Origin of the sequence: Rhodococcus spongiicola (genome assembly GCF_004011835.1) — a bacterium.
GTDB classification, from domain to species: domain Bacteria; phylum Actinomycetota; class Actinomycetes; order Mycobacteriales; family Mycobacteriaceae; genus Prescottella; species Prescottella spongiicola.
On record NZ_RKLN01000005.1, the window covers coordinates 394340 to 416741 of the forward strand.

Genomic DNA, 22402 nt, shown 5'->3' on the forward strand with positions numbered 1-22402 from the left:
CGCACCGTGTTCGATCGCTGGGGAGATCTCGTCTACCGAGCCCGCTTCACCGTCATCGCGGTGATGGTCGCCGGGCTGTTGGCACTTGGTGCCTACGGTTCCAGTCTCGCTGATCACCTCAGCCAGAGCGGTTGGGACGACCCCGGCTCGGAATCGGTGGCGGCCGCCCAGCTCGCGGACAGCACGTTCGGCCGGGACACCACGGGTGACGTGGTAGCCATGTACACCGCCCCCGAGGGCAAGACCGTCGACGATCCGGAGTTCAGCGCGACGGTCTCCGAGAGCCTGCAACGCCTGGTACGAGAGCACCCCGACCAGGTCGACAGGATCAACCTCAGCTACTTCCCGCTCCCGAACACCCCACGGCTGGCCGCGCTGGCAACCCCGGACCGCAGCCACGGGATTGCGAGCATCGCGCTCAAGGGCGACAACGACACCGCGATCACCAACAACTTCCGCGCCATCAAGGACGCGTTCGACATCGACGGCGTCGAGGTGCAACTCGCCGGCATGCAGCCGGTCGCGAGCGCAATCAACGACACCATGGCCAACGACATCAAACGGATGGAGTTGCTCGCGATCCCGGCAGTCGGGGTGCTGTTGTTCTTCGTGTTCGGCGGTGTCGTCGCCGCAGCGCTGCCGCTGATCGTCGGCGGTCTGACGATCCTCGGTGCCAACGGCATCGTGCGAGTGCTCACGCACTTCACGGAGGTGAACTCGTTCGTCGCATCGGTGGTCTCGCTGATCGGTCTGGGCCTGGCGATCGACTACGGGCTGTTCATCGTCAGCCGGTTCCGTGAGGAACTCGGCGACGGCCACGACACCCGCGCGGCTGTGCGCCGCAGTGTCATGACCGCGGGCCGGACGGTGTTGTTCTCCGCGACGATGATCGCGGTCAGCCTCGGCGGGCTGATCCTGTTCCCGCAGGGCTTCCTCAAATCGGTCGCCTACGGTGCCATCGCGACCGTGCTGCTGGCGGCGTTCACCTCCGTCACGATCCTGCCCGCGATCCTCAGCATCCTGGGCCGGCGAATCGACAAATTCGGACTCAAACGGTTCGGCCAGATCAAGTCGACCGAACAGATCGAGGCGAGCATGTGGGGTCGGCTCACCCAGTGGGTGATGCGCAACCCGCTGAAGGTGACGATCCCGATCGTGGTCGGACTGCTGCTCCTCATCCTCCCGATGAGCGGCATCAAGTTCGGTGGCATCAACGAGACCTACCTGCCGCCGGACAATCCGACGCGGATCGCGCAGGAGCAGTTCGACGAACTGTTCCCGGGCCAGCGCACCGAACCCGTGAAGCTCGTCATCAGCGGAGCTGAGGGCATGCAGGTGGGCGAGATCCTCCAGACCGCGAGCGCGGCGCCGGGGCTGGTCGAGAAGTTCACGATCACCGGCCCCTCGAAGGACGGCGTTCAGGTCCTCAAGGCCGGGCTGGTGGATCGCAACGACTCTGCTCCGACGATCGACTACCTGCGGTCGATGCCGATCCCGGACGGCGTCCAAGTCCTCGTCGGCGGCACCCCGGCGATCGAGCAGGACAGTATCAACGCCCTGCTCGACAACCTGCCGCTCATGATCGTCACGGTCCTGTTCCTGACGACGCTGCTGATGTTCCTCGCCTTCGGCTCGATCGTGCTGCCGATCAAGGCCGTCCTGATGAGCGCGCTCGGATTGGGCTCGACGCTCGGCATCCTGACGTGGATCTTCATCGACGGGCACGGGTCGGGCCTGCTGAACTTCACTCCTGGGCCGATCACGTCGCCGGTCCTGGTGCTGATCGTCGCGATCATCTACGGCCTGTCGATCGACTACGAGGTGTTCCTGCTCTCGCGCATGGTGGAGGCCCGCTCGCAGGGTGCGAGTACGACGGAAGCCATCCGAATCGGCACCGCGCACACGGGCCGGATCATCACCGCGGCCGCGCTGATCCTGATCGTGGTCACCGGCGCGTTCGGGTTCTCCGAATTGGTGATGATGAAGTACATCGCGTACGGCATGATCTCGGCACTGATCATCGACGCGACGCTGATCCGCATGTTCCTGGTGCCCGCGGTGATGAAGCTGCTCGGCGACGACAGCTGGTGGGCGCCCGCGTGGATGAAGCGCATCCAGCAGAAGGCCGGACTCAGCGAGCCGATCCTCGAGAGCGAACTGGCCTCGGCGAACGTACCTCAAATCGCTCCGGCGAACGCGGCGGCGGCCGAACCGATGACGCAGCCCCTCCCCCAGATAATGGACGCTCCACGGGCTCGCTCCGCGTCCCCGCGACCGGGCACGCCTCGCCCGGAACTCCGGTCCCGCCCGGCGCCCGGCCCACGGCCGCCCCACCCCGACGAGGAAGAAGATCTGGCGTGGCTCGCTTCATTGAAGGCACCGGACCCGGGGGCGCGGCCGACGATGAGGCCGACACCGGAGCCGCAGCAGGAGCCCGACCCGGAGCCGCAGGCGCGACGCGGCCGGGCAGCGGGGAGCTCGAATCCGGAGCACCCGGGCCGGCACCGCCGCGGCGACGGTGTCGCGGTGAGCGTGAGCGAACTCCTCGCCCGGAACAGGGACGACTGAGCCGGGCGAGCGATCCGTCAGCCGAACATCTTGCGCAGGATCCCGAGCGGGTACCGCGCGGTGATCGACCCGAAGCGCACACGACCCCGGACGACGAGGTGCAGCGGACCGTACGGCGGCCCGGTGCGGGCCTTGTTCGACACCGAACTGGCAATGGTGTTGATGTCGTTCAGGTCGGCGGTCGCTTCGGGCGGAAGGATGAGCACGATCGATCCGCAGTTGTCCTCCACGGTCAGGTGGACCACCTGCGTCTGCATGACGGCTTCGGTGAAGTCGAGGGTCGTGCTGCCCATCCGTGTGTCCAGGAACAGGGCCGGTGGCACATGCCAACGTCCCTTGCGGGTGATCGTCGACATGCGCCCGCGGATGACCTGAGGCTGCTGCCCCGGGTGCCCGCCGGCCACTGCGGGACCCGGCGCGGGCGCGGGGCCAGGTGCGGGCGCGGGAGCCGGTGCAGCGGCGGGGGCCGGTGCGGGCGCGGGTGGCGGGTTCTGGCCGTTCACATAAGCGGGATTCAGCTGTATGCCCGGCAGATCCACGAGGACGGCGTTGAGTTCGCCTCGGGTCTTCGAAGCCAGGACGGTGTCCATCCGTTCGGTGAACTCGCCGAGCGAGAGCATGCCCTGCCCCACGGCACGTTGAAGCAGCTCGCCAACGTGTTCACGCTCGGCATCGGACACTCGCAGATCTCTTGCCTCCATGCGGGCAAGAATAATCAGTCGCGGGTCGCTGCCAGCCCACCACTCGTCGATTCGTCGGGTTCGTCGGGTGTCGCGGGGTACATCGGCGTGGAGGGGTCGACGCTGACCAGGGACTCATAGGCTTCCTCCTGGTCCTCAGCGCACAACGACCGGACAGCGGTCTTGAGGAACGCGACGATCGGCACTGCCAGCAGGGCGCCCACTATGCCGACCAGTACGAGTCCCGTCGTGATCGCGAGGACCACGGCGAGCGGGTGCAGCCGGACCGCGCGGCCGAGCAGTAGTGGCTGCAGAACGTGGCCCTCCAGTTGCATGACGACGATGATGATGCCGAGCACGATCACAGCGGTCAGTAGCCCCTTCGTCACCAGGGCGACGAGGACTGCGAGGAATCCCGTGACGAACGCACCGATGATCGGAACGAACGCACCGATGAAGACGAGTGACGCCAGCGGCAGCGCGAGCGGCACGCCGAGGATCGCGAGCCCGGTGCCGATGCCGATCGCGTCGACCGCGGCCACCCCAACCGTCGCGCGGGTGTATCCGACGAGTGAGTAGAAACCCTGTCGTCCGGCCAACCGGACCCTGCTACGTGTGTTCTTCGGGATGACCCTGGTGACGAACTCCCAGATCTGGTCGCCGCCGTACAGAAAGAACACCAGGGTGAACAGCGTGAGGAAAGCTCCCGCAAAGATCTCTCCGAGGACCGTTGCGGTCGTCAATGCCCCGCTGGTGAGCGCTTCCTGATTGGACTGAATGGCCCTGACGACACTGTCTCCCGCGCTGTGGATCTGATCCTGGCTGAAGTGCAGGGGCCCTTCGGTGAGCCACTGCTGCACCTTCGTGATGCTGGCGGTGAACTGATCGCTCAACGCAGGCAGGCCCTCGACGAACTGCTCTACGACGAACGACAGGATCGCGCCGACGACGCCAACCATCGCGACGATGGCGATGATGACCGCCGCAGCCCGTGGTACACCGCGACGGTTCATCCAATCCACGCTGGGCACCAGGAATGCTGCCAGCAGCAACGCGAGCGCGACGGGTATCACGACTGCCTCGAGCTTCGAGATGGCGTACCCGAGCGCGAGGAGGCCGACGAAAAGAACCAGCAGACGCCAGGTCCAAGCGGCGCCGACACGGACGAGCGGGTGTACGGACTCCGCCGCCGGCCGACTCCGCCCGGTTTCGGGCGCGACCGCCGACCGTGATTTCGCCAGCGTGGGGCTCTCGCCAGGTTCCTTGTCGCTCACTGCGCGGGCCTATCGAGCGGGATTTTCCCAAGCGGATCGCGGACCGGCCGGCGCGGTAACCGCGTGCGCTGCCGAGCTGCGAAGCTTCTCCAGCTAAATTATGGGATCGTGTTGGCATCGTATCGAGCAGTGACGCTAACGATTCGTAGTCGTTGGCCTCTCTACATGCTTTCGATGCTCGGTGCGAACCTGATCGGCGCGCTGCTGGTCTTCGCGTTTATTCGCTACGGCCTACCGATCCGAGAGACCGCTGGGCTCATCGCCCAGGAAGGTCGCAACGCTGCGATCTTCGGGGCTTATCTGCTGTTCGCGGGTGTCGTGAGCCTGACGGCCGCAGCGACGATGTTGCATGTGGTGATCCGTTGGCAAGTGCGCGGCGGCCCTCCCACTCGCGCCGAGCAGATGGCGGCGCTGCACGCGCCGCTGCGTCAGGCCATCGTGCATCTGGGGCTGTGGATTCTCGGCGGCGTGCTGTTCGTCGCCCTCACGGTTGGCGAGATGCCGGAACTGGCGGTGGCGGTGGTCGTCACCGTGTGTATGGCGGCGACGACGACATTCGGTTTCACCTACATGCTCGGTGAGCGGATCCTGCGGCCGGTCGCCGCGCAGGCGCTGAGCGAGGGCCAGTTCGACCGGACGATGGCGCCCGGCGTCGGCACCCGCATGGCGATGACGTGGGGACTGGGCACACTGATGCCGGTCATCGGGATCATCCTGCTGTGCGTCGTACAGCTGAGCACGAACCTCGAGTTCTCGCCGGGTGCTCTCGCGTGGTCGATCCTGTTGCTGTCGATCATGACGATCGGACAGGCGTTCGCGCTGTCGATGCTGACCGCGAGTCAGATCTCCGACCCGGTCCGACAGCTGCGCCGGGCGATCGAGCGCGTGCAGCGGGGCGACACGGACGTCCGGGTCGCGGTGTTCGACGGCTCGGAGATCGGCCGCCTGCAGGTCGGCTTCAACCGGATGATGCGCGAGTCCGACGAGCGGAAGCTGCTGCGTGAGCTGTTCGGTCAGCACGTCGGTGAGGACGTCGCTCGACGGGCGCTCCAGTTCGGTACCGAGCTGGGCGGCGAGACGCGCTTCGTCGCGGTCCTGTTCGTCGACATGGTCGGCTCCACCGGCGCGGCGGCCGAACGCCCGCCGGGTGAGGTCGTCGAACTGCTCAACGAGTTCTTTCGGGTGGTTGTCGACGTCGTCGACAGGCATCACGGTTTCGTCAACAAGTTCATGGGTGACGCCGCGCTCGCGATCTTCGGCGCACCGCTGGACCGCCCGGACGCACCGACGGCCGCACTGGCTGCTGCTCGGGAACTGCGTTTCGCCCTCGACGAGATCACGGGCCTGGACGTCGGCATCGGCGTCTCGGCCGGTCTCGCGGTCGCGGGCAACATCGGCGCCTCCGAGCGATTCGAATACACCGTGATCGGGGATCCGGTGAACGAAGCTTCGCGGCTGACCGAACTCGCGAAGTTGCGGCCGAGCCGCGTCCTCGCGTCGACCAGCGCGCTGTACTTCGCCGACGACGACGAACAAGCCCGCTGGGAGCTGGGCGACCACGTGCAGTTGCGCGGCCGTCGCCGCAACACGCACCTGGCGTGGCCGGTGGAGTATCCCGAGTGACATGAGTGATCTTGGTTACCCTGGGCCGGTGGCACTGCCGGAGCCCGAGCCTCGAGGCGAACCGGATCGACCTCGCGGTCGGTTCTGGTGGCTCAAGTGGGTCGCCTTGGCCCTGCTCGCGGCCCTGCTGATCGGCGAGGGCATCTATCTGTGGCCACGTCTGAACGAGTCGTGGCAGGCCCTGTCGGAGATCCACTGGGGCTGGCTGGCGCTGTGCGTCGCGGCGCAGGCGGTCTCCCTGAGTGGCTACGGCCGGGTCCAGAAGCAGCTCTTGCATGCCGGCGGAGTGGCGGTGACTCAGCGCCGATCCGTCTCGGTGATCTGCGGGTCGACCGCGATGGCGTTGACGCTGCCGGCAGGGCAGGTGTTCTCGACGGCTTTCACGTATCGGGAGACCCGTCGCTGGGGCGCCTCTCCCGTGGTGGCGTCGTGGCAACTCGCGATCTCGGGTGTCATTGCGATTGCGGGACTCGCGGCGATCGGTGTGGCCGGGGCGCTGCTGGTGGGCGGATCGGTGAGCCCGTTCACGCTCCTGTTCTCCGTGGCCGGGCTGGTCGGGCTGATGTATGCGGGCCGCTACGTCTCGGCGCATCCCGACGCGATCGAGCGAGTCGCGTGCTGGGCGCTGACCTGGGCGAACCGGATCCGACGCAAGCCCGAGGATGCGGGCATGGACGCGGTCCGGGGCATTGTCGCGCAGCTCGACTCGGTTCAGCTGGGCAGACGCGATGCGGCCCTGACGCTGGGCTGGTCGACGGTACACCGGATGTCGGACGTCGTCTGTCTGGGCGCGGCGTGTTTCGCCATCGGTGCCGATCCGCTACTCGCGGGACTGCTCGTCGCGTTCGCCGCCGGCAAGGCGGTGGCGACTATCCCGGGTGCCCCGGGTGGGCTGCTGTACGTCGATGCCACTCTGATCGCGGCGCTGACGACGGCCGCGAGCATCAGCGCGTCGCGGGCGGTGGCGGCCGCATTCGTCTACCGCGGTGTGAGTTTCATTCTGGTCGCGATCGTCGGCTGGATCATCGTCGCGTTCCTGTTCCGGGGACGCATGCGCGGGGGTCTGGAGTACGACGCGGACTTCGAAAGTACGGCGCTCGATGACAGGGCGCTCGGTGACACGGCGACTGCGGCCCAGGACGAGCGCAGCGTCGTCTCTGATCCCCCGAGTGTCGATCCCTTGATAGTCGGCCCTGCGGCAAAAGCGCCCGAGACCGACGACCGACCGCCGCCTGCGCGCCCGGCATGAGCGTTGCTATGTGACCGGCGTCACTTCTGCTTGCGGAATGGTGGCGCCGCTGCGACCGTTGCTACGGTAGTCCTTGAAGGTTCAACTACTTTCCCCTAGGAGTTCATATGACCACCGCGCTCGCACTTCCCGGCCTGTCCTCCGGCACCTGGGCCATCGACCCCACTCACTCGACCGTCGGCTTCGTGGTCCGGCATCTCGTGGTGAGCAAGGTCCGCGGCACCTTCAACGACTTCTCGGGCGCGATCACGATCGCCGAGGACGGCACCCCCTCCGTGCGGGCCGAGATCCAGGTGGCGTCCATCGACACCAATCACGAGCAGCGCGACGGCCACATCAAGTCAGCCGACTACTTCGACGTCGAGCAGTTCCCGACGGCCACGTTCGTCTCCACCGGAGTACGTGGCGACGGCCCGAACTACTTCGTCGTCGAGGGCGACTTCACGCTGCACGGCGTGACCAAGCCGGTCGAACTCGACCTCGAGTTCCTCGGCGTCAACCCGGGCATGGGCCACGGCCCGGTCGCCGGCTTCGAGGCCAGCACCACCATCAACCGCAAGGACTTCGGCATCACCGTCGACATGCCGCTCGAGGGCGGCGGAGCCGTCGTGGGCGACAAGATCACCATCAACCTCGAGATCGAGGCCGGCCTCCAGGGCTGACCCTCTCTCCCCTTGACCACGCACCCGCTGCGACCGTCCCCTTCGGTCGTAGCGGGTGCGTTTTTCATTGACCGCCTACCCGCAGGGACGTTCGCCAAACGTACGTAAGCTGCGCTTACGAACAAAACGCCGCGGCCATCGCGTGCGCCGCTATATGCTCCCCGGAAATCTGATCATCTTCTCCTGTTCACCTTCTCGAAGGGGCTGCATGTTGAACATCCCTCGGCTGGCGCGCGTGTCCGCTGCGCTGGCCCCGGCCGTGGCAACCGTCCTGGTTTCGCTGCCCGCGTCCGCGAACGCCGGCGGGTTGCCCACGAACGCCGGCGGGTTGCCCACGAACACCGGCGTGTTACCCACGAACACGGAGCAACTCGGGTTCGACGACACGACCACCGTCGGTGTTCACAACGCCTACGAGAAGGCCACGTTCCCCTACCTCACCGATGCGCTGGACGCCGGCGCGGCACTGATCGAAATCGATGTGTGGACCAACGGTTTGGGGCCTGGGTGGCGGGTCTCGCATACCAATCCCGTTGGCAACGACAACAACTGCGTGGGCGCGCAGTCGCCGGGGCAGTTGGGGACCGGCCCCCGTGATCAAGGGCTCGATGGCTGCCTTGCGGACCTGCGGGCCTGGCACGAGGCGAATCCCGACCACGCTCCGGTGACGGTCAAGGTGGAGATGAAGGACGGGTTCAACGCCCCATCGATCGACGGGTCCAGCGGATCGTCGAACTTCGGGCGCGGACCCGCCGAACTCGACGCACTCATCGGTGCACAACTCGGTGACGCCCTGTTCCGGCCGGCCGACTTGGTCGGCGACGCGGAGTCGACCCTGGACGAGGCGGCGGGCACCAACGGCTGGCCGACCCGAGACGCGATGCGGGGCAAGTTCGTTTTCTACCTGATCAACGGAACGGTCGAGTTGTACAACCCCGTTGACACCGTCAAGACCGACGTCGAATACGCCCGGCACATCCGGGACCTGGCGGCGGCAGGTGCACTCGATCAGGCGGCCGCCTTCCCGGCAGTCCTCGGTGGTGCGAGGGAGGCCGATCCACGGGCAACAAGGTACGAGGAGTCGATTCGGCCCTGGTTCGTGATCTTCGACGACGCCGCGTCCGCGTACCTGTCCGAGGGCGTCGACACCGAGTGGTATCGGGACAACGGGTACCTACTGGTGATGACCGCCGCGGACAGCGTGCCGCCCGTTATAGACAACAGGACGCCTACCGAGGCGGAGGCGCTGGAACGGGTGGCCGAGTTGGCCGCTCACTCGGCCAGCATCGTCACCTCCGACTGGACGGCACCGGCGATTCTGTCCGACGTTCTTCCCCGGGGGTGAACGGCGGGCACGGTCCATCAGGGACGGCGTCACCGTGGGCATAGGCTGAGCGGCGTGAAGAGGTACGTTTCGGCCGCGATGATCGATGTTCTCCTGGTGCTCGTGTTCGCGGCCTCGGGCCGTAGGAGCCACGAGGAGGCCCTCACCTTAGCTGGGCTCGCGACGACAGCATGGCCGTTCCTCACCGGACTGGCCGCCGGATGGCTCGTGACCTGGCAGCTCTACCGCGACAAGTTCGATCCGCTGTCGGTCTTCCCGACGGGAGTCGTCGCGTGGGCGTCGACCCTGGTCGTGGGCATGTTGCTGCGAGTGATCAGCGGTCAGGGCACCGCGTTCTCGTTCATTCTCGTCGCGGCGTCCTTCCTTGCGCTGTTCCTGATCGGATGGCGAGCGCTCAATCGGACAGTGCGGGCGCGGCGGCCCCTCGCGTGATGGAGGCGGACTCACTCCTGCAGACTCACCCCTGCGCCGACTTGGCCAGTTCCCTCATGAGCAGGTCGGTCATCTTCACCGCCCGGTCGCTTCCGTCGGCGTCGGCGACGAAGACCGCGAAGGCGAGATCCCCGCGGGAACCGAAGAACCAGCGGTCGGTCTCGTTGCCCGACGCGACCCCGATCAGGTCGCGGTAGCCCGCGAGGTATGAGGCCGGACCCTTCTGCACGTTGTCGCGCATAGTGTTCCGCAGCTGATCGGTCACCGCCGCCGGCAGCGCGTCCTCGACGTTCTCCGCGGTGGCCTGCTGCCCTTCGACGAACATCGGCATCGGGACACTGCCGCGCGCTACCGAAGCGGCCACCATCGCGAGGCCGAACGCACTGACCTGCGTCTCAGTGCCGTCCTGAGACCTCATCACCCGGTCCACACCCGACTGCGCCTCAGTCAGCACCCCGGTCGCGGGATCGAGCCCCGGCATCTCGTAGTGCAGTCCGATGCCCAGTTGTCGTCCAGCGCGTTCGAGGTCGGCGTCGCTCACGTCCGCTGGCGCGACCCCGGACTCCAGTGCCGCAGCCTGCCGCACCAGATCGAGGGAACTGCCCGCGGGATACAGCCCGGTGAAGGCTATGGGACCCTGGTCGATCGCCTGATTATTCTGTGCCGCAAAGACAATTCCTCCAGTGGACGGACGGATCGCGACGATGGCGGCTGGAGTGCCGACGCTCACCACCGCGTTCTCCGCGGCCAGTTGCATCTGGGAGTCGAGGGTGGCTTGGATGTCCGGCCCGGGCGGTCCCTGGTAGCCCACCTGCCGCTGCACCGAGCCGTCCGGTTCATGGATGTTGACGGCCCAGCCGGCGGTGGCGTCGCGGTTCATCTGCCACACCGTGCGTAGCGGATCGAGCAGCGGGGTGGAGATCCGACGGTCGTCGGTGATGAGTCTCGGCTGCTTGTCGACCACGACGCCGGGAATACGGGTGAGCTCCTGCTCCAGGTAGAAATAGTCCGGGTCCCGCAGCAGCACTGCCACAACCTTCTCCCCGGGCTTGGCCGCGAGTTCCTCTCGCATGTAATCGGCGGTCACGAGCGGGGCAACCGGCTCGATCGCCTTCGCCACGCGATCGGTCGTGGCTGCCGGGTCGGACATCGCTTCTGGGTCGAGCATGATCGCGTTGATCGTCTGCTCCGACATCAGTGGGGTACCCGTGTCATCGAACACCTTCGGCGGCGCAGCGTCAGTCCGGTCGTACCGGACCGACGCCCCGTGACCCAGCCCGGGCGCCAGCAGCGTCGGATCCCAGGAGACGCGCCAGCCCACCGACAGCTTCCTGACCCCACCGTCGACGTAGTAGTCCCAGTCCTTGCCCTCACCGAAGTTCCAATCAACATCGACGGTGAAGAATCCCGAATCATTGTTGAGCTCCATGAACTGCGCAACGGTCCAACGGGATTCCTGCGCGTCCAGGCCGTCGAACATCTGCTGGATGGACTCCTTGGCCGCGTTCGGGTACGACGTGAGCGCGGCGGCAGCCTCCGGGTCCCGATCGTTGAGTGCCTGGACGAACCCGATCACCGCCGATTGCGCACTCGCATCAAGCTTTTGGTCCGAACAGGACGCGAGCGCAGCGCCCGATACAACAATGAGGCAGAGCGGAAGGGCAATCGCGCAGCCACGCCGAACACGGGGCGAGGCACTGAAACCCATGGCCACAATCCTCCCGTTCGCCACTTGCGTCACAAGCACGGACGGCCTACGAAGAAGTCACGATTGCGCACCCGACGCCGCTACTTCTCCGTCGGCCTGCGGGCCCGACCCGGGAGTGGCGCGGACCTACCTCAGGAAACGACCGGCAGCATCCAGCGCGGGACCCGAACTACCTGCTCCCGCAACGAAAACCGCGAAAGCGAGATCGTTGTCGATGCCCACGAACCATCCGTGTGAACCTGTGCCGTTACCGTACTCCGCAGTGCCGGTCTTACCCGCGAGGTCCGGAAGATCCGCGAGTGTCGTCGCGGTCCCGTCCGTGACCGTCTCACGCATCATCACGCGCAGATCGTCGTCGACGGATGCCGGCGTCGGGGTGACGGTGCGATCCGCAGTGCCGGGCTCGCCGACGATCATCATCGGTGTGGGTGTCGAACCGTGGGCGATGGACGCGGCGACGAGCGCCATCCCGAAGGGCGACGCAGTTACCTGTCCCTGGCCGATCGCGGACTCGACCCGCTCGGCCGGTGTGTCTGCCGTCGGCACACTCCCGGTGACGGTGGTCAGCCCCGGAGTGACGTAGTCGATACCCAGACCGAACTGCAGCGCCGCCTGCTGAAGTGCGTCGGCGGGCAGCGAGACGGCCAGGCGGGCCATCGTGGTGTTGCAAGACTGCGCAAACGCGCTGTGCAGCGGAACCGATCCGAGATCGAAATTGTCGTCGTTGGGGATCTGGCGGCCCTCGATGTTCTCCGTTCCCGGACACGGCAGCACGGTGTCGGGCGTAACCTCTCCAGCCTGGAGTGCCGCCGAGGTGGTCACGGTCTTGAACGTGGATCCGGGCGGGTAGAGCCCGGTGAGTGCGATGGCGCCTTGCGCGTCGGCGGCACTGTTCTGTGCGACGGCGAGGATGGCACCGGTCGACGGTCGCAGCGCGACGATCGCCGCGGGCTGTGAGAGGTTCGCGAGCGCGTCCTCGGCCGCGGTCTGCATCCGCAGGTCCAGCGTGGTGTCGACGTTCGGGGCCTCGGGGCCGTCCTGACCGCCCACCCGGCGCGCCGTGCCGTCCGGCGCCACCACCTGCACCGCCCACCCCGCCGACGCATCCTGGCCCTGCTGCCAGACCGTCGCCAAGTCGGCGAGCACCGGCGACGACAGGGCCTTGTCGACCGTGAGTAGTCGGGTCTGCTCCACCAGTTCCACTCCAGGAATCGCCGCCAGTCTGTCCCGGATGGGCGCAATGTCTGAGTCTCGCAACGTGATTACCGTGACGGCTTGGCCGTCGTCCGACCCTGCGAGGTTGGCTCGTATCGAGTCCGCGGTAATCGTCGGCTCGATCGGGGCGAGCAACGCGGCGACCGCGGCCGGATCAGCCGACGGATGCAGGTTCACGAGCGTGACCACCTGTTGCGTCATGATCGGCTGTCCGTCGCTGGCACGTACCTGCGGGGGCCTTCCGGTCGTCACCGTGTACCGAATCGTGGAGTCGGCATCGAGGCCGGGTGCCAGCAGCGCCGGATCCCACGAAAGCCGCTGTTCACCCTCGACGTCCACGACCGTTCCCTCGGTGGAGTACTGCCATTGCTTTCCGTCGCCGAAGTCCCAGTCGGCGTCGAGGGTGAACGATTCGCCGCTCTCGGCGACCGTGAAGGTGTGCGCCTGGGCGTTCAGTCCGTCGAACATCGCGGTGATCGCGGCCGAGGCGGCGGCCGGGTCGGTGGTCAGGTCCGCGGCAGCCTGGACGTCGCCGGCCGCGAGGGCATCGGCGAAGCGTTGCTCAGGAGAGGGGCTGTTCCCACTGCACGCCGCGATCACGAGAGCGAATACGGCGAGAACAGCGGTCAAGTTCGTCCGGGAGGCGATGCGCGCAGACATGCCCTCGATGATGCCCGAGTTACAGACCTCCGGGACGGTGGCGAACCTCGAGAAATCGAGTAATCATGTAATCAGTAATCACGTAATCAGTGCCTTGGTCGACCGAGGAGGACGATCATGAGGAGAGCACACGGTTTCGGATTCGGACGACCGGGCGGATGGCAGCAAGCCGACGTCCCCGACGCGTCCGACGCCGCGGAATGGTTCGCAGGCAGGCTTCCCGACGAGTGGTTCGTCGGCCCCGCTACCGTCGACGTGGACCGCGAGGAGATCGTCGTGACGGGCGCGCTACCGGCCGTCGAAGTTGAAGAGGGTGAGTCTTCGGAGGCTGCGGAGGCGGGACGTGTCGCCCGGTTCCGGGAATCCACGAGACCGGCGAGGATGCAGATCGCCGACGAAGCCGAAGCCCGATACGGACGAAAGGTTGCATGGGGCGTCACGATCGGCGATCGGCGGATCCTGTTCACTCACCTCGCGGTTCCCGTGATGACGCGGCTGCGCCAACCCGAACGCAAGGTCCTCGACACCCTCGTCGACGCCGGGGTCGCCCGCTCCCGGTCCGACGCGCTGGCCTGGACGGTGAAACTCGTCGGCACGCACACCGAGGAGTGGCTCGCGGAGCTACGCGAGGCGATGCGCAAGGTCGACGATCTGAGGACGGAGGGGCCACAGCTCTAGATCCGCGACGATCAGTCGAGGGCGACCTCGTTCAGCTTGCCGGTGGCGACGTCGAATACGAAGCCGCGCAACGATTCTGTGAGGGTGACGAACGGGCTCGCCTGGATGCGGCGGAGCGACTGCCGGACGTCCTCGTCGACGTCCGGGAATGCCTCGGCGGCCCACGCCGGCTTGACGCCGGTCTCGTCCTGAATAGTCCGTTTGAACTCGTCGTCGGTGAACGTGAGCATGCCGCAGTCGGTGTGGTGTATGAGAATGATCTCGCGGGTGCCGAGGAGGCGTTGACTGATTGCGAGCGAACGGATCTCGTCATCGGTGACGACGCCACCCGCATTGCGGATCACGTGCGCCTCACCCTCGGCCAGCCCGAGCATCCGGTACACGTCCAGTCGTGCGTCCATGCAGGCGAGCACGGCGACTCGCTTGCTCGGCGGCATGGGGAGCGGCCCGGAGAAGGTCTCGGCGTAGCGCTTGTTGTTCTCGAGGTATTCGTCGGTGACGGTCATCGGCGTCTCCCGGTTCGGTGGGGTCGGGTACCCACGTGCACGTCCCATGATGGTCTGTTTCACCACGACTGGGAACCCCTCCGTCCGTAGTGCGCGAAACAAATGGGTTGCGTCGAGGCCGAACCAGCCATACCGTGGTTGACGTTCTGTTCCCGAGGATCGGAGAGGCCGTTGCTCCTGTCGAGGTGATCCGCGCCCGAGCGCGACGTGTGCATCGCCCACGTCTGCGCGACGCAACCTACCTCCAGGAGCATCCGCATGGCTCAGTCCTCCACGTCCATTTCACTTTCCGACCTCACTTTCTCGTGGCCAGACGGGTCCAGCGTGGTCGACGGCCTCGACGCCGTAATCAGTTCGGGCCGAACAGGTCTGGTAGGGCTCAATGGGTCCGGCAAGTCCACGCTGCTGCGACTGATCGCCGGGCTACTGCAGCCGTCCCGTGGCTCGGTGACGACCCCTGGCACCGTTGCCTACCTCCCGCAGGATCTCGCCCTCGATTCGAGCGTGCGGATCGACGCGGTTCTCGGGATAGGTGACATTCGGCGGGCATTGGCACGCGTCGAGTCCGGCGCGGCGGCCGACACCGACTTCGACACCATCGGCGCCGCGTGGGACATCGAGGAGCGGGCGGTGTCTACGCTGCACCGACTGGGGCTGCGGCGCATTGTCACCGACGTAGGAGACCTCAACCGCACCGTGGGCGAATTGTCCGGCGGCGAAACGACACTGCTCGGCCTCACGACGCAACTCCTCCACGAGCCGGACATCCTGCTGCTCGACGAGCCGACCAACAACCTCGACGACGACGGCCGGGCGCTGCTCAGCGCCGCGGCGCGGCAGTTCCCCGGCACCGTCCTGATCGTCAGCCACGACCGCGACCTGCTCGAAACGATGGACTCGATCGCCGAGCTGCGTGACGGCCGGCTTCGGATGTTCGGCGGCAACTACAGCGACTACCGGCGAACGATCGAGACCGAGCAGGAAGCGGCGCACGCTGCGGTACGCGAAGCACGCAGCGACGTCCGCAGGCAGAGCCGCGAACTCGTCGAGGCGCGGATCAAGCTCGACCGCCGCGAGCGATACGGGCGCAAGATGTACGAGAACAAGAAGGAATCCAGGGCCGCAATGAAGTTGCGTAAACGGGCGGCCCAGGAATCGGCCGGCAAGCTGCGCGGCAACCATATCGAGAAGGTCGACGACGCACGACGCGCGCTAGCCGAGGCGGAGGATCAGGTGCGCGACGACCGCGAGATCCGCGTCGACCTGCCCGACACGGCGGTGTTCCCGGGGCAGCAGGTGATCGCCCTTCCGGAAACACGCCTGCGCAGCGGCCAGACGATCGAGCTGACCGTCACCGGACCCGAGCGCATCGAGCTGGGCGGACGCAATGGCATCGGCAAGACGACGCTACTGCGCGAGATCGCGCTCCGCGGCGCAAAGGTGCCGTTCGGGCTGCTCCCCCAGCGACTCGACCTCTTCGACGACGCCCGATCCGTGGCCGAGAACGTCGCTGCGGCCGCACCACACGCCCCGGCCGGGGAGATCCGCGCGGGCCTGGCCCGGTTCCTGTTCCGCGGCGCCGACGCCGACGCCCCGGTCTCGACGCTGTCGGGCGGCGAGCGGCTGCGTGCCGCCCTCGCGATGCTGCTGGCCCCTGATCCAGCACCTCGGCTGCTCATGCTCGACGAACCGACCAACAACCTCGATCTGCCGAGCCTTGAGCACCTGGTGCAGGCGTTGAACGGATTCCGCGGCGCGCTGGTGGTGGTCAGCCATGACCACCGGTTCCTGGACGAGATCGGCATCACTCGACGACTCACGGTCGACGAGCACGGTCTCGAGATAGAAGGATGCGACCTATGACCATCGCAGTGACGGGGGCCACCGGCTCCATCGGAAACAAGGTGCTCGAAAGGCTGGGCGGCGGCTCCAGCGTCCGTTTGATCGGAAGGAACCCGGAGCGTCTCGCGCCGCTCGCCGAGCACTTCGACTCCGGGTTCGCCGTGGCCACCTACGCCGACGGACCTGCGATGACCGCCGCGCTGGATGGCATCCGGTTGCTGTTCCTCGTCTCCGGCCACGAGAGCGCCACCCGACGCGAAGAACATGCCACCGTGGTCGACGCGGCCCAGGCCGCGGGGGTCGAGCAGATCGTCTACCTGTCGTTTCTCGGCGCGGCGCCCGACTGCACGTTCACGTTCGGGCGGGACCACTACTACACAGAGAAGCGCATCCGACAGAGCGGGCTGAGATTCACGTTCCTGCAGGACAGCTGGTATCAATCGATGATCCCGCGGATGGTGGACGATCGGGGCGTCATCCGCGGTCCGGCCGGAGACGGACGCGTGAGCGCGGTGGCGCCCGACGACGTTGCCGACGCTGCGACCGCGGTCCTCACCGCCGGGAACGGCGACCACGACGGTGTCACCTATCGGCTCACCGGACCGGAAGCCTTCACCCTCACCGAAGCCGCCGAGATGATCACCACGGTGACCGGCCGGTCGGTGAGCTTCGAGAACGAGACCCTCGAGGAGGCGTACGCGTCTCGCGCCCACTACGGGGCCCCGGAATTCGAGGTCGCAGGGTGGGTGACGTCGTACGCAGCGATCGCGGCGGGGGAGCTGGCGACGGTGACGCGCGACGTCGAGTCACTCACTGGCCGACCGCCGCGGACGTTCGCCGACTACCTGAGCAGCGCCACCTGAACCTCCTGCGGTAGCGAGCGATGGATAAGCCGCTTGACAGTCGGTTCACACAGTGGCGCAACGGATCAGCGAGCTTGCCGGGGTTGAGGATGGGTCACCCTGATCAGGTGGGCGCGCAGCGCATCGGCGACGACTTCGGCGTTCTCGAGCATAGGAATGTGGCCGACGCCTGAAAGGGGGACCTCTACGACGTGGTCAGGTAGCTCGTCGATCAGGCGTTGGATGCATCCGTTCCGCGTGAGGAGGGTGTCGACTTCGGACAGCATCAATGATGTCGGAGCGGTGACACGATGGAGGTCCTTGTCTTCGAGCGGTCCATCGCGGAGATAGGCCAGGTGTATCGGCAGGTAGACCGGACAGCGAGAAACCGCACGAGGCACGTTCGTTGCGTCCTCGGCGGTGACGGCAGTCATGTCCCTGCTGAATTAGCAACAAGCAGGGCGCGTAAGTGTCCAGGAGTCCCAGGACACGACGTTGTCGACATCCGTTGCTCTGCTCCGGCTGTTGATGGCATGCTGATGCGCCGGGTGTTCGTGTCCCTGCCGTATGCAGCGTGTCCGGATCAGAGGTCGGACGAGGAGCCAGACACCCGCCACGCGAGATCGACACCTCAGGCCTACCCTTGTCCGCTGAGGAAGTTCGACACCGCTATGACTCTCTTCAGTTGCTGGTGTGCGCCGGCCAATCCGTCAACGCCTGGTGTGGTTGCACGGGCTTTGGCGTGCAGCATCCAGCGCGAGCGGACAAGGAACTTCGCATGCATTCGAACAAGCTCGATTCTCCCTTCCCGGCTAACAACTTTCAGCAGCGCGTTATCGATGAGTTCCGCGCGAACGCCGGTATCGTTGGTGGCGCCTTCCAGGGCTCGCCCCTGCTTCTGCTGACTACCGTGGGTGCACGGACCCGTCGCCGCCACACCACCCCACTGGGCTATGTGGACGTCGACGGCAATCGCCTTGTTGTCGCCTCTGCGGGTGGTGCTGACCGTCACCCAGCCTGGTTGCACAATCTTCGGGCGCATCCGGTGGTGACGGTCGAGGTTGGCTCGGATACCTACCCGGCGATCGCGTCCATACTGGCCGGTGCGGTTCAAGATCGCCTCTGGGAGGAGGTAGTGCGACGGCATCCCGGTTACGGCGACTACCAGCAGATGACGACACGCGTAATCCCCCTGGTGGACCTCGGCCCCCTCCCATCGCGCGATGGGCTCGAGCGGGTGCAGGGCATGGGAGACTTCCTGAAAGAAGTACATCAGTGGCTGTCCGCCGAATTGGATGTCATCCTCGCGCAGGTCGACACGCTCATCGCAACGGCAGACACCAAAACACCGGTGACGCTGCCGCCAAGAACGCTGCATGCTCAAATGCGTGAGCGTTGCGTTGCCTTCTGCGGAGCGCTCGAACGACACCACACGGGCGAGGATTTCGGCGCATTTCCAATGTTGGCGGAGACGTTTCCAGCCCTTGCGCCGACGCTGGAACGACTCAGAGCCGAGCATGTTGTGGTAGCCGAGATCAACGCCTCTATCAGTGACCTCCTGGACGGCTACACGCCGGGAGCAAGTGACCCCCGTGAACTGCGAGTCAAGCTTCGCCGCCTTGTCGCACGGCTCCGCGAACACTTCGCGTTCGAGGAGGCGACACTCCTCGATGCACTCAATGCCGTTGCCGACGCACCACCTTCGAGCGGAGGTTGATCCGCGAATCGCCTCGAGCCGCGGTGAGTCTTCAGGCTTCCCGAGGTGGAGCCGCTTCCGGATCGACTGCGGGACCGGTGAACTCGGATTCGAGGCGCGCATTGGTCTGCTTCAGTTGCCAGTTGGTCCAGTGCTCGAGGCTGCCGGCCTGGTCGGCATCGAGCCGATCGCACAGCCGGTCCCAGTGGACGGCCACGCGATCACCCAGCCGCAGATCGGGCACGAACGGGCCAGCGGGCGTACGCCACGAGGCGAATCCGTCCTCGAGGGGACCCAGCGTCAGCTTCGTTCCGTCGAAACGGAGCCGGCGGGAGCGCACCACCGCGGTGCCCGGCCGCAACTCGACGACGACACCGTTGCGGATCCTGCACGAGTCGAGGGCGTACAGCGGCTGAGCCTTGCCGGTACCGAGCAGTCGAGTCCATGGATAGACGCCGAACACGTGGAATGCATGGGTGGGCGCGACCTCGGGCAGCAGGTCGTCGGTGAGATACCTCCAGTAGCTTCCGGCCCGAGCCCCCAGACGGCCGAGCAGTTCCCGCCCGAAGCGGCCCCGATCCGCGGCCGCCGTCAGCTCGTTGCCGGTCCAGTATCCGCGCACCACCCGTTCGTCGAGTGGGTCGCCGCCCCCGGACATCTCGGCCAGCAGCTCGAGGTACGGCCACGCTCCGCTGAATCTCCTCGCCGCCGAGTCGACCTCGTGGACGGCCGCGCCCTCGTTCGCACAGGCGACGTGCCCGAGGACCGTCGATTCGGACGGGCCGCAGTATCCCAGGGCGTTGGGCGCGTACGCGTATCGTGCGAACAGCACCCGGCCAGCCCGGCCCGTCACGCTCGTCTCCTTCCCACCAGCTGCGCCGTCTCCCGGTGCAGCCGCCCGAAGTTGTAATACGCCGCGCATGCTCCCTCGGGGGAGACCATGCACGTCCCGATCGGGGTCTCGGGGGTGCACGCGGTGCCGAACACCTTGCACTCCCACGGCTTGATGACGCCCTTGAGAACCTCACCGCACTGGCACGCCTTGGGGTCGGCCACCCGGACACCTGGCATCGAGAAGCGCTCCTCGGCGTCGAACTCGGCGTAGTCGGGGTGGACCCGGAGCGCGCTCTGCGAGATGAAGCCGAGGCCGCGCCACTCGAAGTGCGGTCGCAGCGCGAAGGTCTCAGCCATCAGCTTCAGCGCCTGGGGGTTGCCCTCCGGACGCACGACACGGATGTACTGGTTCTCGACCTCACAGCGTCCCTCGCGGATCTGCTGCAGCAGCATGTGCACCGACGCGAGGATGTCGAGTGGCTCGAATCCCGCCACCACCATGGGTTTGCCGTACACGTCGGGGACGAACCGGTACGGGCGCAGCCCCACCACCGTCGAGACGTGACCGGGTCCGAGGAACCCGTCGAGGCGTAGATCCGGGGACTCGAGGATCGCCTTGATCGGTGGAACGATCGTCACGTGGTTGCAGAGGATGCTGAAGTTGGTGACGCGCATCTGCCGCGCCCGCACCAGCGTCACCGCAGTGGACGGCGCAGTGGTCTCGAAACCGACCGCGAAGAACACCACCTGCTTGTCGGGGTTGTCGACGGCGATCTTGAGGGAGTCGAGCGGGGAGTACACGAAGCGTATATCCGCGCCACGGGCTTTCGCCTCGATGAGGTTGCCGCGCGAACCCGGCACGCGCATCATGTCGCCGAACGTGGCGAAGATGACGCCGGGTTGTTCCGCGAGACTCATCGCGTCGTCGACGCGGCCCATCGGGATCACGCACACCGGGCAACCCGGTCCGTGGACCATTTCGATGGACGGTGGCAGCAGGTGTTCGATTCCGTGCCGATAGATGGTGTGGGTGTGACCGCCGCACACTTCCATGAACTTGAACTCGTCGTCGCCGGCGAGTTCGGTGATCGACCGGACCAGGGCACGAGCAGCCGCCGGGTCGCGGAATTCGTCCACGAACTTCATGCTGCAACCTCCTTGAACCCCAAACTCCCTGAACCCGAACTTGATCGAGCCCCTTGTCAGGTGATGCGTGAGGAATGGAAGGCGTCGATCTCGTTGTCGTAGTCCGCGCCCATCTTCCGGACTTGATCGAGCGTGAGCGCGGCCTCGGCCTCGTCGATCTTCGCCATCGCGAAGCCCACGTGTACTAGCACCCAGTCGCCCACCACGACGCCCTCGTCCGCGAGCAGGTGAACGCTGATCGTCCGTTGCACACCGCTGACGTCGACCTTGGCCAGGTGCTGTTCGGTGTCGACCATCTGCACCACCTGACCCGGAATACCCAGGCACATGTCGTTACCTCCTCTCGTTCAACAGATCCGGGGAAGTGGGTCCCCCACCAACGTGTCGACGATCCGGCTGCCACCGAACGCGGTCCGCAACGCGACGATGCCCTCCGGTTCGGCGAGTATCTCCCCCACGATCGCGGCCTGCTCTCCACCCGGGTACCCGCGCAGAGCTGCGAGGGCGGCGTCGGCCTCGTCGGCCGGGACGACCGCGACGAACTTGCCCTCGTTCGCCACGTACAGCGGGTCGATACCCAGCAGGTCGCACGCACCCGAGACCTGCGGCAGCACGGGCAGCGCCTGCTCGTCGAGGATGACGGCGAGGCCGGTGGACTGCGCGAGTTCATTGCACACGGTGGCGACACCGCCCCGGGTCGCGTCGCGCATCCAGCGGGTCGACGGGGCGGCCCCGAGCATGGCGTGCACGAGTCCGTTGACCGGCGCCGTGTCGGAACGGATATCCGCTTCGATCGCGAGTTCACCGCGCGCGAGCATGACGGCCATGCCATGCTCCCCGATCGTTCCCGACAGCAGCACCTGGTCGCCGGGCCGGACGTACTCCGGTCCGAACCTGGCTGCGGTCGGCAGGACCCCGACACCGGCAGTGCAGATGTAAACGCCGTCGGCCGCTCCTTTCCCGACGACCTTGGTATCGCCTGTGACGACGTGGACACCGGCCTGCGCAGCCGAATCCGCCATGTCCCGGACGATCTCGCGGAGCTGCGCGATCTCGAACCCTTCCTCGATGACGAATGCGGCCGACAGCCATCGCGGTCGCGCGCCCGAGACCGCGAGATCGTTGACGGTGCCGTGTACGGCCAGGTTTCCGATCGACCCACCGGGGAACTGCAGCGGTTGCACCACGAAGGAGTCCGTGCTGAAGGCGATTCGTTCGCCGTCGGCGAGGGTGAGCGCGGCAGAGTCCCCGAGTTGCTCGAGCTGCGGATTGCGCAGCGCGTCGACGAACACCGCGTCCACCAACGCGGCCGACGACTTTCCGCCCGCGCCGTGCGCGAGTGTGACGACGTCCTCGAGGAGGCGTGGCCGGCGCTTGCGGAACGACGCGATGCGGTCGAGGACTCGGTCCTCGCGTTCAGCGGCCGTCGTGGGTTCCATCCG

General features: G+C 66.6%; 20 protein-coding genes. 10 read left to right on the plus strand and 10 right to left on the minus strand.

The window, feature by feature from the left end; genetic code table 11:
* The first annotated feature begins 6 nt into the window (after window positions 1-6).
* Window positions 7-2568, plus strand: coding sequence for an MMPL family transporter (locus EF834_RS15335; protein WP_127948075.1), 2562 nt, complete (start codon window positions 7-9; stop codon window positions 2566-2568).
* A 17-nt stretch (window positions 2569-2585) separates the two neighbouring features.
* Here EF834_RS15335 and EF834_RS15340 read toward each other — a convergent pair whose 3' ends face one another.
* Both EF834_RS15340 and EF834_RS15345 read right to left on the minus strand, forming a co-directional pair.
* Complete coding sequence (locus tag EF834_RS15340; RefSeq protein ID WP_127948076.1) at window positions 2586-3269, minus strand: DUF1707 SHOCT-like domain-containing protein; 684 nt, start codon at window positions 3267-3269, stop codon at window positions 2586-2588.
* 14 nt (window positions 3270-3283) lie between these two features.
* Entirely contained in the window at window positions 3284-4489 is a 1206-nt protein-coding gene (locus EF834_RS15345; RefSeq protein ID WP_127948148.1) for an AI-2E family transporter, read from the minus strand.
* A 198-nt stretch (window positions 4490-4687) separates the two neighbouring features.
* Between EF834_RS15345 and EF834_RS15350 the strand changes: the two genes are divergently transcribed.
* The 5 genes from EF834_RS15350 to EF834_RS15370 all read left to right on the plus strand — a co-directional run bounded on the left by EF834_RS15350 (window position 4688) and on the right by EF834_RS15370 (window position 9833).
* A complete protein-coding gene (locus tag EF834_RS15350; protein ID WP_127948077.1) occupies window positions 4688-6145 on the plus strand; it encodes an adenylate/guanylate cyclase domain-containing protein in 1458 nt (485 codons plus the stop codon).
* A gap of 28 nt (window positions 6146-6173) precedes the next feature.
* The gene (locus EF834_RS15355) at window positions 6174-7394 is read left to right on the plus strand and encodes a lysylphosphatidylglycerol synthase transmembrane domain-containing protein (RefSeq protein ID WP_408014516.1); all 1221 of its coding nucleotides are present in this window, start codon (window positions 6174-6176) and stop codon (window positions 7392-7394) included.
* A gap of 107 nt (window positions 7395-7501) precedes the next feature.
* Window positions 7502-8056, plus strand: a complete 555-nt coding sequence (locus EF834_RS15360) for a YceI family protein (protein ID WP_127948079.1) — start codon at window positions 7502-7504, stop codon at window positions 8054-8056.
* Window positions 8057-8264: 208 nt separating this feature from the next.
* Window positions 8265-9401 (plus strand): phosphatidylinositol-specific phospholipase C domain-containing protein, encoded by a 1137-nt coding sequence (locus EF834_RS15365; protein ID WP_127948080.1) that lies wholly within the window; start codon window positions 8265-8267, stop codon window positions 9399-9401.
* 54 nt (window positions 9402-9455) lie between these two features.
* A complete protein-coding gene (locus EF834_RS15370; RefSeq protein ID WP_127948081.1) occupies window positions 9456-9833 on the plus strand; it encodes a DUF3054 domain-containing protein in 378 nt (125 codons plus the stop codon).
* A 25-nt stretch (window positions 9834-9858) separates the two neighbouring features.
* Here the strand turns inward: EF834_RS15370 and EF834_RS15375 are convergent, their stop codons facing one another.
* Window positions 9859-11541, minus strand: coding sequence for an NTF2-like N-terminal transpeptidase domain-containing protein (locus tag EF834_RS15375; protein ID WP_127948082.1), 1683 nt, complete (start codon window positions 11539-11541; stop codon window positions 9859-9861).
* Window positions 11542-11667: 126 nt separating this feature from the next.
* Window positions 11668-13416: a penicillin-binding transpeptidase domain-containing protein gene (locus EF834_RS15380; protein ID WP_127948083.1), complete on the minus strand. Its 1749-nt coding sequence runs from the start codon at window positions 13414-13416 to the stop codon at window positions 11668-11670.
* Between the two features lie 117 nt (window positions 13417-13533).
* Here EF834_RS15380 and EF834_RS15385 point away from each other — a divergent pair, with 117 nt between their 5' ends.
* Window positions 13534-14094: a hypothetical protein gene (locus EF834_RS15385; RefSeq protein WP_127948084.1), complete on the plus strand. Its 561-nt coding sequence runs from the start codon at window positions 13534-13536 to the stop codon at window positions 14092-14094.
* An 11-nt stretch (window positions 14095-14105) separates the two neighbouring features.
* Here EF834_RS15385 and EF834_RS15390 read toward each other — a convergent pair whose 3' ends face one another.
* Entirely contained in the window at window positions 14106-14600 is a 495-nt protein-coding gene (locus EF834_RS15390; protein ID WP_127948149.1) for a beta-class carbonic anhydrase, read from the minus strand.
* A gap of 258 nt (window positions 14601-14858) precedes the next feature.
* On the opposite strand from EF834_RS15390, the gene EF834_RS15395 reads away from it, so the two are divergent.
* Both EF834_RS15395 and EF834_RS15400 read left to right on the plus strand, forming a co-directional pair.
* Window positions 14859-16463 (plus strand): ATP-binding cassette domain-containing protein, encoded by a 1605-nt coding sequence (locus EF834_RS15395; RefSeq protein ID WP_127948085.1) that lies wholly within the window; start codon window positions 14859-14861, stop codon window positions 16461-16463.
* Window positions 16460-17305 carry an SDR family oxidoreductase gene (locus EF834_RS15400; RefSeq protein ID WP_127948086.1) on the plus strand — a complete coding sequence of 282 codons (846 nt, stop codon included), beginning with the start codon at window positions 16460-16462 and terminating at the stop codon, window positions 17303-17305. The genes EF834_RS15395 and EF834_RS15400 overlap by 4 nt, the downstream gene beginning before the upstream one ends.
* Before the next feature lie 65 nt (window positions 17306-17370).
* On the opposite strand, the gene EF834_RS15405 is transcribed toward EF834_RS15400, so the two are convergent.
* Complete coding sequence (locus EF834_RS15405) at window positions 17371-17718, minus strand: alpha/beta fold hydrolase (RefSeq protein WP_127948087.1); 348 nt, start codon at window positions 17716-17718, stop codon at window positions 17371-17373.
* A 344-nt stretch (window positions 17719-18062) separates the two neighbouring features.
* Here EF834_RS15405 and EF834_RS15410 point away from each other — a divergent pair, with 344 nt between their 5' ends.
* The gene (locus EF834_RS15410) at window positions 18063-19001 is read left to right on the plus strand and encodes a nitroreductase/quinone reductase family protein (protein WP_127948088.1); all 939 of its coding nucleotides are present in this window, start codon (window positions 18063-18065) and stop codon (window positions 18999-19001) included.
* 31 nt (window positions 19002-19032) lie between these two features.
* Here the strand turns inward: EF834_RS15410 and EF834_RS15415 are convergent, their stop codons facing one another.
* The 4 genes from EF834_RS15415 to hypE are packed head-to-tail and all read right to left on the minus strand — an operon-like array spanning window position 19033 to window position 22399.
* On the minus strand, window positions 19033-19833 hold the full coding sequence (locus EF834_RS15415; RefSeq protein ID WP_127948089.1) for a DUF6390 family protein: 801 nt from the start codon (window positions 19831-19833) through the stop codon (window positions 19033-19035).
* Entirely contained in the window at window positions 19830-20960 is a 1131-nt protein-coding gene (gene hypD, locus EF834_RS15420; RefSeq protein WP_127948090.1) for a hydrogenase formation protein HypD, read from the minus strand. The genes EF834_RS15415 and hypD overlap by 4 nt, the downstream gene beginning before the upstream one ends.
* A 56-nt stretch (window positions 20961-21016) precedes the next feature.
* Window positions 21017-21289, minus strand: a complete 273-nt coding sequence (locus tag EF834_RS15425) for a HypC/HybG/HupF family hydrogenase formation chaperone (RefSeq protein WP_127948091.1) — start codon at window positions 21287-21289, stop codon at window positions 21017-21019.
* Window positions 21290-21307: 18 nt separating this feature from the next.
* Window positions 21308-22399 carry a hydrogenase expression/formation protein HypE gene (gene hypE, locus EF834_RS15430; protein ID WP_127948092.1) on the minus strand — a complete coding sequence of 364 codons (1092 nt, stop codon included), beginning with the start codon at window positions 22397-22399 and terminating at the stop codon, window positions 21308-21310.
* Window positions 22400-22402 lie beyond the last annotated feature (3 nt).